The 12,744-nt window shown below is 71.4% G+C and carries 14 protein-coding genes and 4 tRNA genes; 7 read left to right on the top strand and 11 right to left on the bottom strand.

Going from position 1 to position 12,744, the window contains the following annotated elements; translation table 11 throughout:
* Positions 1-65: 65 nt before the first annotated feature.
* A tRNA-Trp gene (locus tag ACH4RG_RS05405) sits at positions 66-138 on the bottom strand.
* A 212-nt stretch (positions 139-350) separates the two neighbouring features.
* On the opposite strand from ACH4RG_RS05405, the gene ACH4RG_RS05400 reads away from it, so the two are divergent.
* Positions 351-1,577 (top strand): pyridoxal phosphate-dependent aminotransferase, encoded by a 1,227-nt coding sequence (locus ACH4RG_RS05400; RefSeq protein WP_397919858.1) that lies wholly within the window; start codon positions 351-353, stop codon positions 1,575-1,577.
* A 141-nt stretch (positions 1,578-1,718) separates the two neighbouring features.
* Positions 1,719-2,732, top strand: a complete 1,014-nt coding sequence (locus ACH4RG_RS05395; protein WP_397919856.1) for an adenosine deaminase — start codon at positions 1,719-1,721, stop codon at positions 2,730-2,732.
* Here the strand turns inward: ACH4RG_RS05395 and ACH4RG_RS05390 are convergent.
* Positions 2,725-3,336 (bottom strand): TetR/AcrR family transcriptional regulator, encoded by a 612-nt coding sequence (locus tag ACH4RG_RS05390; protein ID WP_397919854.1) that lies wholly within the window; start codon positions 3,334-3,336, stop codon positions 2,725-2,727. The genes ACH4RG_RS05395 and ACH4RG_RS05390 overlap by 8 nt on opposite strands.
* 95 nt (positions 3,337-3,431) lie before the next feature.
* Here ACH4RG_RS05390 and ACH4RG_RS05385 point away from each other — a divergent pair, with 95 nt between their 5' ends.
* The gene (locus ACH4RG_RS05385) at positions 3,432-4,067 is read left to right on the top strand and encodes an NAD(P)-dependent oxidoreductase (RefSeq protein ID WP_397919853.1); all 636 of its coding nucleotides are present in this window, start codon (positions 3,432-3,434) and stop codon (positions 4,065-4,067) included.
* Between the two features lie 13 nt (positions 4,068-4,080).
* Here the strand turns inward: ACH4RG_RS05385 and ACH4RG_RS05380 are convergent, their stop codons facing one another.
* The 8 genes from ACH4RG_RS05380 to ACH4RG_RS05345 all read right to left on the bottom strand — a co-directional run bounded on the left by ACH4RG_RS05380 (position 4,081) and on the right by ACH4RG_RS05345 (position 8,904).
* On the bottom strand, positions 4,081-5,136 hold the full coding sequence (locus ACH4RG_RS05380; RefSeq protein WP_397919851.1) for a UDP-N-acetylmuramate dehydrogenase: 1,056 nt from the start codon (positions 5,134-5,136) through the stop codon (positions 4,081-4,083).
* A 113-nt stretch (positions 5,137-5,249) separates the two neighbouring features.
* Positions 5,250-6,704 (bottom strand): MFS transporter, encoded by a 1,455-nt coding sequence (locus tag ACH4RG_RS05375; RefSeq protein ID WP_397919849.1) that lies wholly within the window; start codon positions 6,702-6,704, stop codon positions 5,250-5,252.
* A gap of 76 nt (positions 6,705-6,780) precedes the next feature.
* Positions 6,781-7,329 (bottom strand): TetR/AcrR family transcriptional regulator, encoded by a 549-nt coding sequence (locus ACH4RG_RS05370; RefSeq protein ID WP_397920554.1) that lies wholly within the window; start codon positions 7,327-7,329, stop codon positions 6,781-6,783.
* Positions 7,330-7,456: 127 nt separating this feature from the next.
* The gene (locus ACH4RG_RS05365; RefSeq protein ID WP_397919847.1) at positions 7,457-7,885 is read right to left on the bottom strand and encodes a MaoC family dehydratase; all 429 of its coding nucleotides are present in this window, start codon (positions 7,883-7,885) and stop codon (positions 7,457-7,459) included.
* Positions 7,885-8,337 (bottom strand): MaoC family dehydratase N-terminal domain-containing protein, encoded by a 453-nt coding sequence (locus tag ACH4RG_RS05360; RefSeq protein ID WP_397919845.1) that lies wholly within the window; start codon positions 8,335-8,337, stop codon positions 7,885-7,887. The genes ACH4RG_RS05365 and ACH4RG_RS05360 overlap by 1 nt, the downstream gene beginning before the upstream one ends.
* Before the next feature lie 123 nt (positions 8,338-8,460).
* Positions 8,461-8,625: a 50S ribosomal protein L33 gene (gene rpmG / locus ACH4RG_RS05355; protein WP_003956487.1), complete on the bottom strand. Its 165-nt coding sequence runs from the start codon at positions 8,623-8,625 to the stop codon at positions 8,461-8,463.
* Between the two features lie 88 nt (positions 8,626-8,713).
* A tRNA-Met gene (locus ACH4RG_RS05350) sits at positions 8,714-8,786 on the bottom strand.
* 45 nt (positions 8,787-8,831) lie between these two features.
* A tRNA-Thr gene (locus tag ACH4RG_RS05345) sits at positions 8,832-8,904 on the bottom strand.
* Positions 8,905-9,159: 255 nt separating this feature from the next.
* On the opposite strand from ACH4RG_RS05345, the gene ACH4RG_RS05340 reads away from it, so the two are divergent.
* Together ACH4RG_RS05340 and ACH4RG_RS05335 are read left to right on the top strand one after the other, a co-directional pair.
* Positions 9,160-10,455: an amidohydrolase family protein gene (locus tag ACH4RG_RS05340; protein ID WP_397919843.1), complete on the top strand. Its 1,296-nt coding sequence runs from the start codon at positions 9,160-9,162 to the stop codon at positions 10,453-10,455.
* A 34-nt stretch (positions 10,456-10,489) separates the two neighbouring features.
* Positions 10,490-11,146, top strand: a complete 657-nt coding sequence (locus tag ACH4RG_RS05335; protein ID WP_018960168.1) for an SDR family oxidoreductase — start codon at positions 10,490-10,492, stop codon at positions 11,144-11,146.
* Positions 11,147-11,233: 87 nt separating this feature from the next.
* Here ACH4RG_RS05335 and ACH4RG_RS05330 read toward each other — a convergent pair.
* Positions 11,234-11,315 (bottom strand) — tRNA-Tyr (locus ACH4RG_RS05330).
* A 162-nt stretch (positions 11,316-11,477) separates the two neighbouring features.
* On the opposite strand from ACH4RG_RS05330, the gene ACH4RG_RS05325 reads away from it, so the two are divergent.
* Entirely contained in the window at positions 11,478-11,966 is a 489-nt protein-coding gene (locus ACH4RG_RS05325; protein ID WP_006126857.1) for a YajQ family cyclic di-GMP-binding protein, read from the top strand.
* A gap of 213 nt (positions 11,967-12,179) precedes the next feature.
* Positions 12,180-12,713, top strand: coding sequence for a methylated-DNA--[protein]-cysteine S-methyltransferase (locus ACH4RG_RS05320; protein ID WP_397919841.1), 534 nt, complete (start codon positions 12,180-12,182; stop codon positions 12,711-12,713).
* The last annotated feature ends 31 nt before the right edge of the window (positions 12,714-12,744 follow it).

The following is a 12,744-nucleotide window of genomic DNA, read 5'->3' as shown; positions in this document are numbered from 1 at the left end:
TGGAGCCGCACGGCTGTGCAATGAAGTACGTACATGCGCACACATCCTGGCGAAGGAGTGTGTAGCAGGGCCGGAGGGACTTGAACCCCCAACCGCTGGTTTTGGAGACCAGTGCTCTACCAATTGAGCTACGACCCTTTGTGGTTTCCACCAACCTACCGCATCTTTCCCGGTGACCGGGTGCAGGAACGGTGCGGCTGGTGAAGGCCAACGACAGGTGAGTGTACGTGTTCAGGGCCGCCGCGTCGAACAGACAGCAACCGACCGGTCCTGTCCGCATGCTGCCCGGGTCATGTCCGGTCCCTGAAACCCCTGTGCCGACGGCTTTCGCGGTCTGGGAGCATGGGGCCATGAGCGCTGCAACTTCACCGTCCGAGCGCCGGGTTTCGGCCCGCATCGGTGCGATCTCCGAGTCCGCGACCCTCGCCGTCGACGCCAAGGCCAAGGCCCTCAAGGCCGCCGGGCGTCCGGTGATCGGCTTCGGGGCCGGCGAGCCCGACTTCCCGACGCCCGACTACATCGTCGACGCCGCGGTCGAGGCCTGCCGCAACCCGAAGTACCACCGCTACACCCCGGCCGGCGGGCTCCCCGAGCTCAAGGCCGCCATCGCGGAGAAGACCCTGCGCGACTCCGGCTACGAGGTCGACGCCAGCCAGATCCTGGTGACCAACGGTGGCAAGCAGGCCATCTACGAGGCCTTCGCCGCGATCCTCGACCCGGGCGACGAGGTCATCGTCCCCGCCCCGTACTGGACCACCTACCCCGAGTCGATCCGGCTCGCCGGCGGCGTCCCGGTCGAGGTCGTGGCCGACGAGACCACGGGCTACCGGGTCTCCGTCGAGCAGCTGGAGGCCGCGCGCACCGAGAAGACCAAGGTCGTCCTGTTCGTCTCGCCGTCCAACCCGACCGGCGCCGTCTACAGCGAGGCCGACGCCGAGGCCATCGGCCGCTGGGCCGTCGAGCACGGCCTGTGGGTCATGACCGACGAGATCTACGAGCACCTCGTCTACGGCGACGCCACCTTCACCTCGCTGCCGGCGATCGTCCCCGAGCTGCGCGACAAGTGCGTCGTCGTCAACGGCGTCGCCAAGACGTATGCGATGACCGGCTGGCGGGTGGGCTGGATCATCGGCCCGAAGGACGTCGTCAAGGCCGCGACCAACCTCCAGTCGCACGCCACCTCCAACGTCTCCAACGTCGCCCAGGTCGCCGCGCTCGCTGCCGTCTCCGGCCCGCTGGACGCCGTCGCCGAGATGCGCACCGCCTTCGACCGCCGCCGGGGGATCGTCGTGCGGATGCTCAACGAGATCGACGGCGTGTTCTGCCCGGAACCCGAGGGTGCCTTCTACGCCTACCCGGCGGTGAAGGACCTGCTCGGCAAGGAGATCCGCGGCAAGCGTCCGGCCACCACCGTCGAGCTGGCCGCGCTCATCCTGGACGAGGCCGAGGTCGCCGTCGTGCCCGGCGAGGCCTTCGGCACCCCGGGCTACCTGCGCCTGTCCTACGCCCTGGGCGACGAGGACCTGATCGAGGGCGTCTCGCGGATCCAGAAGCTGCTGGGCGAGGCGAAGGCCTGACCGGTCCCGTAACCGCTCGCAACGGAAAGCGCCCCGGGCCGCTGGAATCCTCCACCGGCCGGGGGCGCTTTTTGTTCGAGCGGCCCCCCTGGACGGGGAAGCGGCTACCGCTCCGGCCCGCGCGTGCGGCAGGATCTTCGAATGGAGCGTGATGTACGTCTGTTGCCCAAGGCCCACCTGCACCTGCACTTCACCGGGTCGATGCGGCCAACCACCCTGCTCGAACTCGCCGACAAGTACGGGGTCCATCTCCCCGACGCCCTGACCGGCGGCGAACCGCCCAAGCTGCGGGCGACCGACGAGCGCGGCTGGTTCCGTTTCCAGCGGCTCTACGACATCGCCCGGTCGTGTCTGCGGTCCCCCGAGGACATTCACCGCCTGGTGCGCGAGAGCGCCCAGGAGGATGTCGCGGACGGCTCCGGCTGGCTGGAGATCCAGGTCGACCCCACCTCGTACGCCCCGCTGCTCGGCGGGCTGATCCCGGCCATCGAGATCATCCTCGACGCCGTGGACAGCGCCGCCAGGGACACCGGTCTGGGCATGCGCGTGGTCATCGCCGCCAACCGGATGAAGCACCCGCTGGACGCCCGCACCCTGGCCCGGCTCGCCGTCCGTTACGCGGACCGGGGTGTCGTCGGCTTCGGGCTCTCCAACGACGAGCGGCGCGGTATGGCCCGCGACTTCGACCGGGCCTTCGCGATCGCCCGGGAGGGCGGCCTGCTGGCGGCTCCGCACGGCGGGGAGCTCGCCGGGCCCTCCAGCGTGCGCGACTGCCTCGACGACCTGGACGCCTCGCGCATCGGGCACGGGGTCCGGGCCGCCGAGGACCCCCGGCTGCTGCGCAAGCTCGCCGAGCGCGGGATCACCTGCGAGGTCTGCCCGTCGTCCAATGTGGCGCTCGGCGTCTACGAGAAGCCCGCCGACGTCCCCCTGCGCACGCTGTTCGACGCGGGCGTGCCGATGGCGCTGGGTGCGGACGACCCGCTGCTGTTCGGCTCCCGGCTGGCCGCCCAGTACGAGCTGGTGCGCCGCCACCACGGCTTCACCGACGAGGAGCTGGCCGAGCTGGCCCGTCAGTCGGTGCGCGGATCGGCGGCCCCCGTGGAGGTACGGGGGAAGCTGCTCTCCGGGATCGACGACTGGCTGGCTAGCTGATCCCCGTCACCCCCGGGCCGATGCCGCCCAGCAGCGTGCGGGCCAGGGAAGCGGCGAACTCGTCCAGGGGCTGCGGGGGCGCTCCGCCGGGGAGCGCGGCGTAGGCGAAGGCCCGCTGGGCGCAGGCGCCCAGCAGCAGCGAGGCGGCGGCGTAGGTGTCCGCTTCGGCCCGGACCCGGCCCGCGCCCTGCTCGGCGCGCAGATAGGCGTCGAGCTGCCGGATCGGCAGGTGGGGACCGGCTTCGAGCCCTCCCACGCCCTCCTCGTGACGGCGTTTGAGCTGAGGTTCGGCGTACAGGGACGCGGCCATGGGAAAGGTCTGTTCGTAGAACAGCGCGGCCACCCGGGCGATCTCGGTGAGGTTGCCCTCGACGCTGCCCTCGCCCGCGCGCAGGTCTCCGAGGAGGTTCCCGAGCCGGGGCAGCCGCTCCGCGAGCACGGTGACGAACAGCTCCTCCTTGCCGGAGAAGTACTTGTAGAGCGCGGCCTCCGAGCAGCCGGCCGCCCGGGCGATCTCCTTGGTGGTGGTCCGGGCAAGGCCGATGGAGAGCATCAGCTCGTGCGCCGCGTCGACGATCCGGACGCGGGCGGGCTTCTGGTCCATGCGTGCTCCAACAGGCTGTGACCCGGAGATCTTGACGTCCGGGTGGGAGCCACCCACCCTAGAGGTTAGTGAACACTCACCCACCAGGGGGCGCCATGAGAATCACCGTGTTCGGGGCGACCGGCGGTGTCGGTCAGGAGATCGTCGGGCAGGCACGCGCGGCGGGCCACGAGGTGACGGTCGTGGTGCGCGACCCCGACCGGCTCCCGGAGCGGCTGGACCGCGCGGCACCGCACACTGTCGTCCGGCTGGACGATCCGGCGGCGGTGCGGGCGGCGGTGGCGGGGAGGGACGCGGTCCTGTCGGGGCTGGGCTCGCGCGGCCGGAGGGCGAACGGCGTCGCCGAACGCCTGACCGGGCGGATCCTGACGTCGATGGAGGCCGAGGGCGCCCGGCGGCTGCTGGTGGTGAGCGCGGGGCCCGTCGGGCCGGAGCCGGCGGGCGACCCCTTGATGGACCGGTTGATGCGCAAGGCGGTCGGCGCGGTCCTGGCGGAGCTGTACGCCGATCTCGCCCGGACGGAGGCGGCGTTGGCCCGCAGTGCGACGGACTGGACCGCGGTACGTCCGCCGGGGCTGACGGACGGGCCGCTCACGGGCGTCTACCGGCGGCTCGTGGGTGGTACGCCGCACGGCGGCCGGTCCATCTCCCGGGCCGGTGTGGCCTACGCGATGCTCGCGTTGACCGAGGACCCGGCGGCCGTGCGGCAGGGCGTGGGCGTCGCGTACTGACCCCGTACGTCTCCTACAGGCTGACGCCGACCGTCACCGGCTCGTTGACCAGGGTGACGCCGAAGGCCGCGTGCACCCCGGCGACGACCTCGCGGGCCAGGGCGAGCAGGTCCTCGGTGGTGGCCGCGCCCCGGTTGGTGAGGGCGAGGGTGTGCTTGGTGGAGATCCGGGCGGGGCCGCTGCCGTACCCCTTGGTGAATCCGGCCCGGTCGATCAGCCAGGCCGCCGAGGTCTTGGTGCGTCCGTCCTCGGCGGGGAAGGCCGGAGGTGTCACGTCCGGGCCGAGGCGCTCGCCGACCCGGGTGAGGAAGTCCTGGAAGGCGGCCGGTCCGAGGATCGGGTTGGTGAAGAAGGACCCCGCCGACCAGGTGTCGTGGTCCTCCGGGTCCAGCACCATGCCCTTGCCGGCGCGCAGCCGCAGCACGGTCTCGCGGGCGGCCGTCAGCGGGACGCGTTCGCCCTGCTCGACGCCCATGGCCCTGGCTGTTTCGGGGTACTTCAGGGGCGCGGAGAGCCCGGCCGCTTCTTTTAGCTCGAATCGGACACGCAGCACCACGAAGCGGTCGGGTTCGGCCTTGAAGCGGCTGTGACGGTACGAGAACGCGCACTCGGCGTTCGGAATCGTCACCGTCTCCTCGGTGCGCCGGTCGTAGGCCACGACCTCCGTGATGGTGGTGGACACCTCCTGTCCGTACGCGCCGACGTTCTGGATGGGCGTCGCGCCCGCGGATCCGGGGATGCCGGCCAGGCACTCGATGCCCGCGAGGCCGGCCTCGACGGTCCGGGAGACGGCGTCGGTCCACACCTCGCCGGCCGCCAGCTCCAGGGACGTGCCCGAGAGCGCGAAGCCCTTCGTCGCGATCCGCAGGGCGGTGCCGTCGAACCCCTTGTCCCCGATGACCAGGTTGGAGCCGCCGCCGATCACCAGCAGCGGGGTGCCGCTCGCGTCGGCCTCGCGCACGGCGGCGATCACCTCGGCGTCGGTGGTGGCGGTCAGCAGCCGGGCGGCGGGGCCGCCGAGCCGGAAGGTGGTCAGGGGGGCGAGGGGGGCGTCGTGGAGTTCCTGCACGGGGACAAGAGTACGGTCCGCGGCCCGCCGCTCGTGCGGGGCCGCGGACCGCACCCGGGGCCGCGGCGTCTCCGGCGGACCCGGTCAGGAGCGGCGGGTACCCCCGGGACGGGTCAGGCGGCCACCGGCTCCGGCTCCGGCTCCGCGGCGCCCCATTCCACCGGCTCCGGGGCGGGGCGGTCGGCACCGCGGCGGCCCGGGATCAGGAGCGCGACGAGTGCGCCCAGGGCCACCGCGCCGGCCCCGATCCAGAGGGCGGGCACCGTGCCGTCCGCGAACAGCCGCGGTGAGCCGTAACCGCCCCGCGCGGCGAAGACGGCGGCTAGCACCGCGACCCCGAGCGCCCCGCCGACCTCCCGCAGCGCGCTGTTGGCTCCGGAGGCGATGCCCTGTTCCCCGGGCCGGACGCTGGAGAGCACCAGACTCGCGGCGGGCGCGAAGTACATGGCCATGCCGATCCCGCCGATGATCAGGGCGGGGAGCTGGGCGGTGTAGCTCACCCCGGGCTCGATGATCAGCGCGAACAGGGCGAGTCCGACGGCTTGGAGCGCGAGACCGGTGACCACCACCGGGCGGCCCCCGAAGCGGTCGGAGAGAGACCCGGCGAAGGGCGCCACCAGGATCGGCATCCCCGTCCAGGGCAGCATCCGCAACCCGGCCTCGGTGGGCGAGTGTCCGAGGCCGTTCTGCAGGAACTGGCTGAGCAGGAAGATCGATCCGAACATCCCGAGGAACATCAGCAGGCTCGCTGCGTTGATCCCGAGGAAGGCCCGGCCGCGGAACAACCGCATCGGCAGCATGGGGTTCTCCGACCGGATGCCGTGGCGGACGAACAGGGCGAGCAGCGCCGTGCCCGCGATCAGCCCGGTCAGGACGACGGGGTCGGTCCATCCGTGGCTCGCGGTGTTGACCAGGGCGTAGACGATGCCGAAGAGGCCCGCGCTGACCAGCGCCGTGCCGCGGATGTCCAGGGGCGCCTTCGGAGCGTAGGACTCGGTGAGCCGCAGCCGGGCCAGCGGCAGCAGCACCAGGCCTATCGGCACGTTCAGCCAGAAGATCCACTGCCAGGAGATGTGCTCGGTGAGCGCGCCGCCGATCAGCGGACCGCTGGCGACCGCGACCCCGGTCACCGCCCCGAAGACGCCCAGCGCCGCTCCCCGCCGCTCGGGCGGGACGGCGGCGCCGATCAGGGTGAGCGTCAACGGCATCATGATCGCCGCCCCCACGCCCTGGACCGCCCGGAAGGCGATGAGTTCCCCGATGCCCGGGGAGAGGGCCGCCGCGGCGGAGGCGGCCGTGAAGACGGCGAGTCCGACCGTGAACAGCCGCCGTCTGCCGAACCGGTCCCCGAGCGCGGCCCCGAGCATCAGCAGCACGGCAAAGGTCAGGGTGTACGCGTTCACCGTCCACTCCAGGTCCTCCAGGCCGCCGCCGAGGCTCTCGCGGATGGAGGGGAGGGCCGTCGTGACGACGAGGTTGTCCAGAGCCGCCATGAATCCGGCGACGCTCGTGATGACCAGGACCCAGACCGCTCCCCCGCGGCCGGTCGTGCCGTGCTGTACGTTCACTACTCCCCCTGCTGGTTAGTTATTGATGACTAACTTCTGTGACCAGAAAACCGGGCCGGACCCGGCGCGCGCTTGTTCACTCGACGGGCAGGGCCGAGTCGTAGAACCCCGACCAGGCGCGATGGTCGGCCGGGAAGCCCAGCGAGGCGAGGGTGTTGACGAGCATGCCGAACGCCAGGAACGTCGTCGTCTCGCTCTCGTCGGCCCCGAGCACGATGTGGATGTCGTCCCTCATCCGCGCCCAGGCAGCCCGCAGGGACTCACCGAACGCGTGGTTCCCGGCGGCCTCCGCGGCGGCGACGGCCGCGTACGTCTGCATCTGCATCATCAGCTTCTCGCCGTCGTGGACGATCAGCCGCTGGTACGCCCCGGCCATGGCGTGCAGCGCCTCCTCCCCCTCCAGCCCCTCGGAGGCCGTCATGAAGACCTCACGGGTGTCCTCCAGGCACCGTTCGGCGGCGGCGAGGAAGATGGCCTGCTTGTTGGGGAAGAGCCGGAAGAGATACGGCTGCGAGACTCCGACCCGGCGGGCGATCACCTCGGTGGACGTCCCGTTGTAGCCACCGCGGGCGAACTCGGTGATCGCCGCCCGGACGACGCTCTCGCGCCGTTCCTCCGCACTCATCCTTGCCATGAAAGTAAGTTATTGCTCAATAACCAACCTGGCAAGGCCCTGGGGGGAACGAGCAGAAGTGAGGGGCACCCCTCCGCAGGAGGAACGCCCCTCACTTCCGACTGTCGTGCGGTACGTCTCAGGCGAGCCGGACCACGGCCCGGGACATCCCCAGCACCTTCTTGCCGTCGCACAGGGCGACCAGGTCCACCCGGACCAGGTTGTCGTCCAGCTTCGCCGCGACCTTGCCGCTGACCTCGATCAGCGCACCCTTGTCGTCGTTGGGCACGACGACCGGCTTGGTGAAACGGACCCCGTAGTCGACGACCGCGCCCGGGTCGCCGACCCAGTCCGTGACCACCCGGATCGCCTCGGCCATCGTGAACATGCCGTGCGCGATCACGTCCGGCAGCCCGACCTCCAGCGCGAACTTCTCATTCCAGTGGATCGGGTTGAAGTCGCCCGAGGCGCCCGCGTACTGCACGAGCGCGGCCCGCGTCACCGGGAACGACTGCGCCGGCAGCTCCGTACCGACCTCGACCGCTCCGTAAGAGACCTTCGCCGTCATCACGCCTCCTCGGCGGCGCGTGCCACCAGCTTCATCAACGTCGTGACCACCAGCTCACCGGCCTCGTCGTGCACATCCCCGCGGACGTCCACAATGTCGTTGCCCGCGAGGGACTTGACGGCCTCGATCGTGGACGTGACCGTCAGCCGGTCCCCCGCCCGTACCGGACGCACGTAACTGAACTTCTGGTCACCGTGGACGACCCGGCTGTAGTCCAGGCCCAGCTGCGGGTCCCGCACCACCTCTCCGGCGGCCCGGTAGGTGATCGAGAAGACGAACGTGGGCGGCGCGATCACATCGGTGTGACCGAGCGCACGGGCGGCCTCCGCGTCGACGTACGCCGGGTGGGTGTCGCCCACCGCTTCGGCGAACTCGCGGATCTTCTCCCGGCCGACCTCGTACGCCGGAGTGGGCGGATAGGTCCGCCCCACGAAGGACTGGTCGAGCGCCATGAGCTCGCTACCTCCTGAGAAACCTGGTGAAAGACGAATAAGGGCACGCCCCCTGCGGGGACGACCCTCTACAACGACACGAGGCCGCCCCCAGGAGGGGACGGCCTCGTATACGAGCCTGATTCAGCGCGTTTCGCGGTGCGCGGTGTGCGAGTTGCAGCGCGGGCAGTGCTTCTTCATCTCAAGACGGTCCGGGTTGTTACGCCGGTTCTTCTTGGTGATGTAGTTCCGCTCCTTGCACTCCACGCAGGCCAGCGTGATCTTCGGGCGGACGTCGGTGGCAGCCACGTGAGTGCTCCTTGGACGGACGGTGGACGGATGAACGCATAAAAGGGTAGCCGATCGAAGGACCGACCCAGCAATCGGCTACCGTTAGTAGCGGTGACCGGACTTGAACCGGTGACACAGCGATTATGAGCCGCTTGCTCTACCGACTGAGCTACACCGCTTTGATGATGAGTCCCCCCGCCGAAGCGGGGGTTCCCGATCACCAGAGCCCCAATGCGGAATCGAACCGCAGACCTTCTCCTTACCATGGAGACGCTCTACCGACTGAGCTATTGGGGCGAGCGATGAAGACATTACACGGTCCCCCGCCGGTTGCCCAAATCCGTTTGTCCCGCCCTCTCCGGCCCTCCGTCCGGGGCCGCCCACGCCCCCTGATCAGGCCTTGATCCAGGCCGCGTCCACCTCGGGAACGGGCCCGGCCGACGGCCGACGCAGGCGCACCGGTACGACTATTCCGCTCCTCCCGGACGCCGCCCCCGCACGCCCCTAGGGTGTGGTCACTCCGTGTGATCTTGCACCCCTCCCAGGAGCGCGATGCCTGACAGCCAGCCACGGCGGCCCGACGACAACGCGCCCGACAGCGCCGACGCGGCCACCACCGCCGACAGCCCCGCCCTCGTCCTCGGCGGCGCCCGTCTCACCGACGGCCGAACCGTCGACGTACGCCTGAGCGGCAGCCGGATCGAGGCCGTCGGCACCGCGGGCAGCCTCACCGCCCGCGGCCCCCGCATCGACCTCCGCGGCTATCTCCTGCTCCCCGCCCCTGCCGAGCCCCACGCCCACAGCGACACCGCCCTCACCGCCGCCGGCGCGGGCCCCGACAGTCCCGGCCCGGCCTCCCAGCACGCCGAGGACATCCAGCGCCGCGCCACCGAGGCCGCCCTCCTCCAGCTCGGCCACGGCGCCACCGCCCTGCGCACCCACGTCCGCGTCGGCGACGTCCGGGGCCTCGCCCCGCTCGAAGCCGTCCTGGGGGCCCGGCGCGCCCTGCGCGGCCTCGCCGACGTCATGCCCGTCGCGGTCCCCCGGCTCCTCACCGGCATCGCCGGAGCGGACAGCCTCGCGATGCTCCGGGACGCGGTGAAGATGGGCGCGGCCGCCGTCGGCGGCTGCCCCGACCTCGACCCGGACCCCACGGGCTACACCGAGGCCGTCCTGCAGATCGCGGCCGAGCACGGCTGCCCCGTGGACCTCCACACCGACGGCGACGACCCGGCCCGCCTGGCCCGGCTCGCCGCGATGGCCGCCGGCCTGCGCCCCGGCGTCACCCTCGGCCCCTGCGGCGGCCTGGCCCACCTGCCCCTGGACGCCGCGGCCCGGGCCGCCGACCGGCTCGCCGCCGCCGGGATCACCGTGGTCTGCCTGCCCCAGGGCGGCTGCGCCGGCGTGGAGCGCCGTACGACCGCCCCCGTGCGCCTGTTGCTCTCCGCCGGCGTGCGCGTCGCGGCGGGCAGCGGCGCCCTGCGGGACACCGCCAACCCGGTCGGTCGCGGCGATCCGCTCGAAGCCGCCTACCTCCTCGCCTCACAGGCGGGGCTCCGCGCCGAACTGGCGTACGCGCTGGTCTCCACGGCCGCCCGCGCGGCCCTCGGCCTGCCCGACGTGCGCGTCGAGGCAGGCTTCCCCGCCGAACTCCTCGCCGTACGCGGCGAACGGCTCTCCGCGGTGCTCTCCCTCGCGTACAGCCGCATCGTCGTCCACGGCGGCCGGGTCGTCGCCCGCACCAGCGCCGTTCGCGAGTACCGCGACTCCGAGGAAGACGCCGCCACGGGTCTCGGCGGGCTCCCGCGCCAGGGCAGGCCCGACTCCGGCGCGGGGCCGAGGAACTGAGCGCCACCCGGTCCCCGGGCGTACGGTCGGTGGTATGCGCATTGTCATCGCAGGTGGACACGGACAGATCGCACTGCGGCTGGAGCGGCTGCTCGCCGCACGCGGGGATGAAGCCGTAGGGATCATCCGCAACCCCCAACAGAGTCAGGACCTGACCGAAGCCGGCGCCCAACCCGCCGTGCTGGACCTCGAATCGGCCACCGTCGAGCAGACCGCGGAGGTGCTGCGCGGCGCGGACGCGGCCGTCTTCGCCGCGGGCGCGGGGCCGAACAGCGGTGTCGCCCGGAAGGACACCGTCGACCGCGACGCGGCCGTGCTGTTCGCCGACGCGGCCGAGGCGGCGGGCGTCCGCCGCTATCTCGTCGTCTCCTCGATGGGCGCCGACCCGGACCATCCCGGCGACGAGGTCTTCGACGTGTATCTGCGGGCCAAGGGCGCCGCCGACGCCGACGTACGCTCCCGCACCGCATTGGACTGGACGATTCTGCGCCCCGGCATGCTGACCAACGACGCGGGCACCGGGCAGGTCGTCCTGGCCGCCTCGACGGGCCGCGGCCCGATCCCCCGCGACGACGTGGCGGCCACGCTGCTGGAGCTGCTGGACACCCCGGCGACGGCGGGCCTCACCCTTGAGGCGATCTCCGGGAACGTGCCGGTGACGGTGGCCGTGAAGGACGTCGCGGGCAACTGATCACCGGCGGGACTCCTGGCTGGAACCGCGCACCCGGACAACGAGGAAGCCCCCGACCGGAAGAACCGGTCGGGGGCTTCGTTCGCGTGGCGGCGCCAGGGTTCGAACCTGGGTAGGCTGAGCCGGCAGATTTACAGTCTGCTCCCTTTGGCCACTCGGGCACACCGCCTCGAACGACGCGTTGGATCTCGTGGTGAGTTCCTTGGCGACGACGTAAACGATACCTGATGGCCAGGGGTGCTCCGCCACCTGATTGATCAGCGGCCGGCGGGGACGGCGGTGGCTAGGCTTGCGCTGTATCCACAGCATTCGACGCAAGGAGCCACACGTCATGGCCGACTCCAGTTTCGACATCGTCTCGAAGGTCGAGCGGCAGGAGGTCGACAACGCCCTCAACCAGGCCGCCAAGGAGATCTCTCAGCGTTACGACTTCAAGGGCACGGGCGCCTCGATCTCGTGGTCGGGCGAGAAGATTCTGATGGAGGCGAACGGCGAGGAGCGCGTCAAGGCCATCCTCGACATCTTCCAGTCCAAGCTGATCAAGCGCGGCATCTCGCTGAAGTCGCTGGACGCCGGTGAGCCGCAGCTCTCCGGCAAGGAGTACAAGATCTTCGCCACGATCGAGGAGGGCATCTCCCAGGACAACGCCAAGAAGGTGGCGAAGATCATCCGCGACGAGGGGCCCAAGGGCGTCAAGGCGCAGGTCCAGGGTGACGAGCTGCGGGTCAGCTCGAAGAGCCGGGACGACCTCCAGGCCGTGCAGGCGCTGCTGAAGGGTCAGGACTTCGACTTCGCGGTGCAGTTCGTGAACTACCGGTGATCAACCGCTTCGATCCGTACGGGCGCTGCCGGATCGCTTGAGCCGAACTGAGCCGAGCTGAGCACGACCGGAGGCACACCGCCGAGGCCGACCTCGGCGGCGTGCCTCTTCGTGTGCGGGGCCCCGGGGCGCGGGTGCGATGTCCGAATACCGCCGGTGGGGGTGCGGTGGGCGGGCGCAGACTGGCCGTACCGACCGGGGAAGTGAGAAGGCATGACGACGACGGTGTACACGCGGGTGGAGAGCCCGCTGGGCGAGCTGCTGCTGGTCGGCGGGACGGTTGCGGACGGGCCGGATGCGTCTGGGGTGGCCGGGGCGGCCGGTGTCCGGCTGCGCTCGTTGTCGATGCCCGGCCAGAAGGGCGGCACGGTCGTCCAGGACGGCTGGCTCCACGCCCCCGAGGCGTTCGCGGAGGTCGTCCGGCAGTTGGAGGCGTACTTCGCGGGGCGCTCGACGCGGTTCGACGTGCCGCTGGCGGAGGAGACGGGCACAGAGTTCCAGCGGCGGGTCTGGGCGGTGCTGGAGTCGATCCCGTACGGGAGCACGGTGTCGTACGGGCAGGTCGCGGCGCTGGTCGGCGCATCGGGTGCGGGGGTGCGGGCGGTGGGCACGGCGATCGGGCGCAATCCGTTGCTGGTCGTGCGGCCGTGTCACCGGGTGATCGGGGCGGACGGTGCGCTGCGGGGATACGCGGGCGGGCTGGAGCGGAAGAAGCTGCTGCTGGGGATCGAGGGCGGGGCGGGCTGAGCCGTGGCACCAGGGCTTCCGCCGTCCTCGG

The sequence above is a fragment of the Streptomyces sp. NPDC021019 genome (assembly GCF_044333295.1).
Lineage (GTDB): Bacteria > Actinomycetota > Actinomycetes > Streptomycetales > Streptomycetaceae > Streptomyces.
Note: the sequence above shows the minus strand (reverse complement) of the source record. Positions and strands in the feature narration are given on the sequence as shown.

Bases quoted from the DNA above. Each gene is read 5' to 3' on its own strand.
- ACH4RG_RS05400 (WP_397919858.1), top strand. From the start codon at position 351: ATGAGCGCTGCAACTTCACCGTCCGAGCGCCGGGTTTCGGCCCGCATC.
- ACH4RG_RS05395 (WP_397919856.1), top strand. From the start codon at position 1,719: ATGGAGCGTGATGTACGTCTGTTGCCCAAGGCCCACCTGCACCTGCAC.
- ACH4RG_RS05390 (WP_397919854.1), bottom strand. From the start codon at position 3,336: ATGGACCAGAAGCCCGCCCGCGTCCGGATCGTCGACGCGGCGCACGAG.
- ACH4RG_RS05385 (WP_397919853.1), top strand. From the start codon at position 3,432: ATGAGAATCACCGTGTTCGGGGCGACCGGCGGTGTCGGTCAGGAGATC.
- ACH4RG_RS05370 (WP_397920554.1), bottom strand. From the start codon at position 7,329: ATGAGTGCGGAGGAACGGCGCGAGAGCGTCGTCCGGGCGGCGATCACC.
- ACH4RG_RS05365 (WP_397919847.1), bottom strand. From the start codon at position 7,885: ATGACGGCGAAGGTCTCTTACGGAGCGGTCGAGGTCGGTACGGAGCTG.
- ACH4RG_RS05360 (WP_397919845.1), bottom strand. From the start codon at position 8,337: ATGGCGCTCGACCAGTCCTTCGTGGGGCGGACCTATCCGCCCACTCCG.
- ACH4RG_RS05340 (WP_397919843.1), top strand. From the start codon at position 9,160: ATGCCTGACAGCCAGCCACGGCGGCCCGACGACAACGCGCCCGACAGC.
- ACH4RG_RS05335 (WP_018960168.1), top strand. From the start codon at position 10,490: ATGCGCATTGTCATCGCAGGTGGACACGGACAGATCGCACTGCGGCTG.
- ACH4RG_RS05325 (WP_006126857.1), top strand. From the start codon at position 11,478: ATGGCCGACTCCAGTTTCGACATCGTCTCGAAGGTCGAGCGGCAGGAG.
- ACH4RG_RS05320 (WP_397919841.1), top strand. From the start codon at position 12,180: ATGACGACGACGGTGTACACGCGGGTGGAGAGCCCGCTGGGCGAGCTG.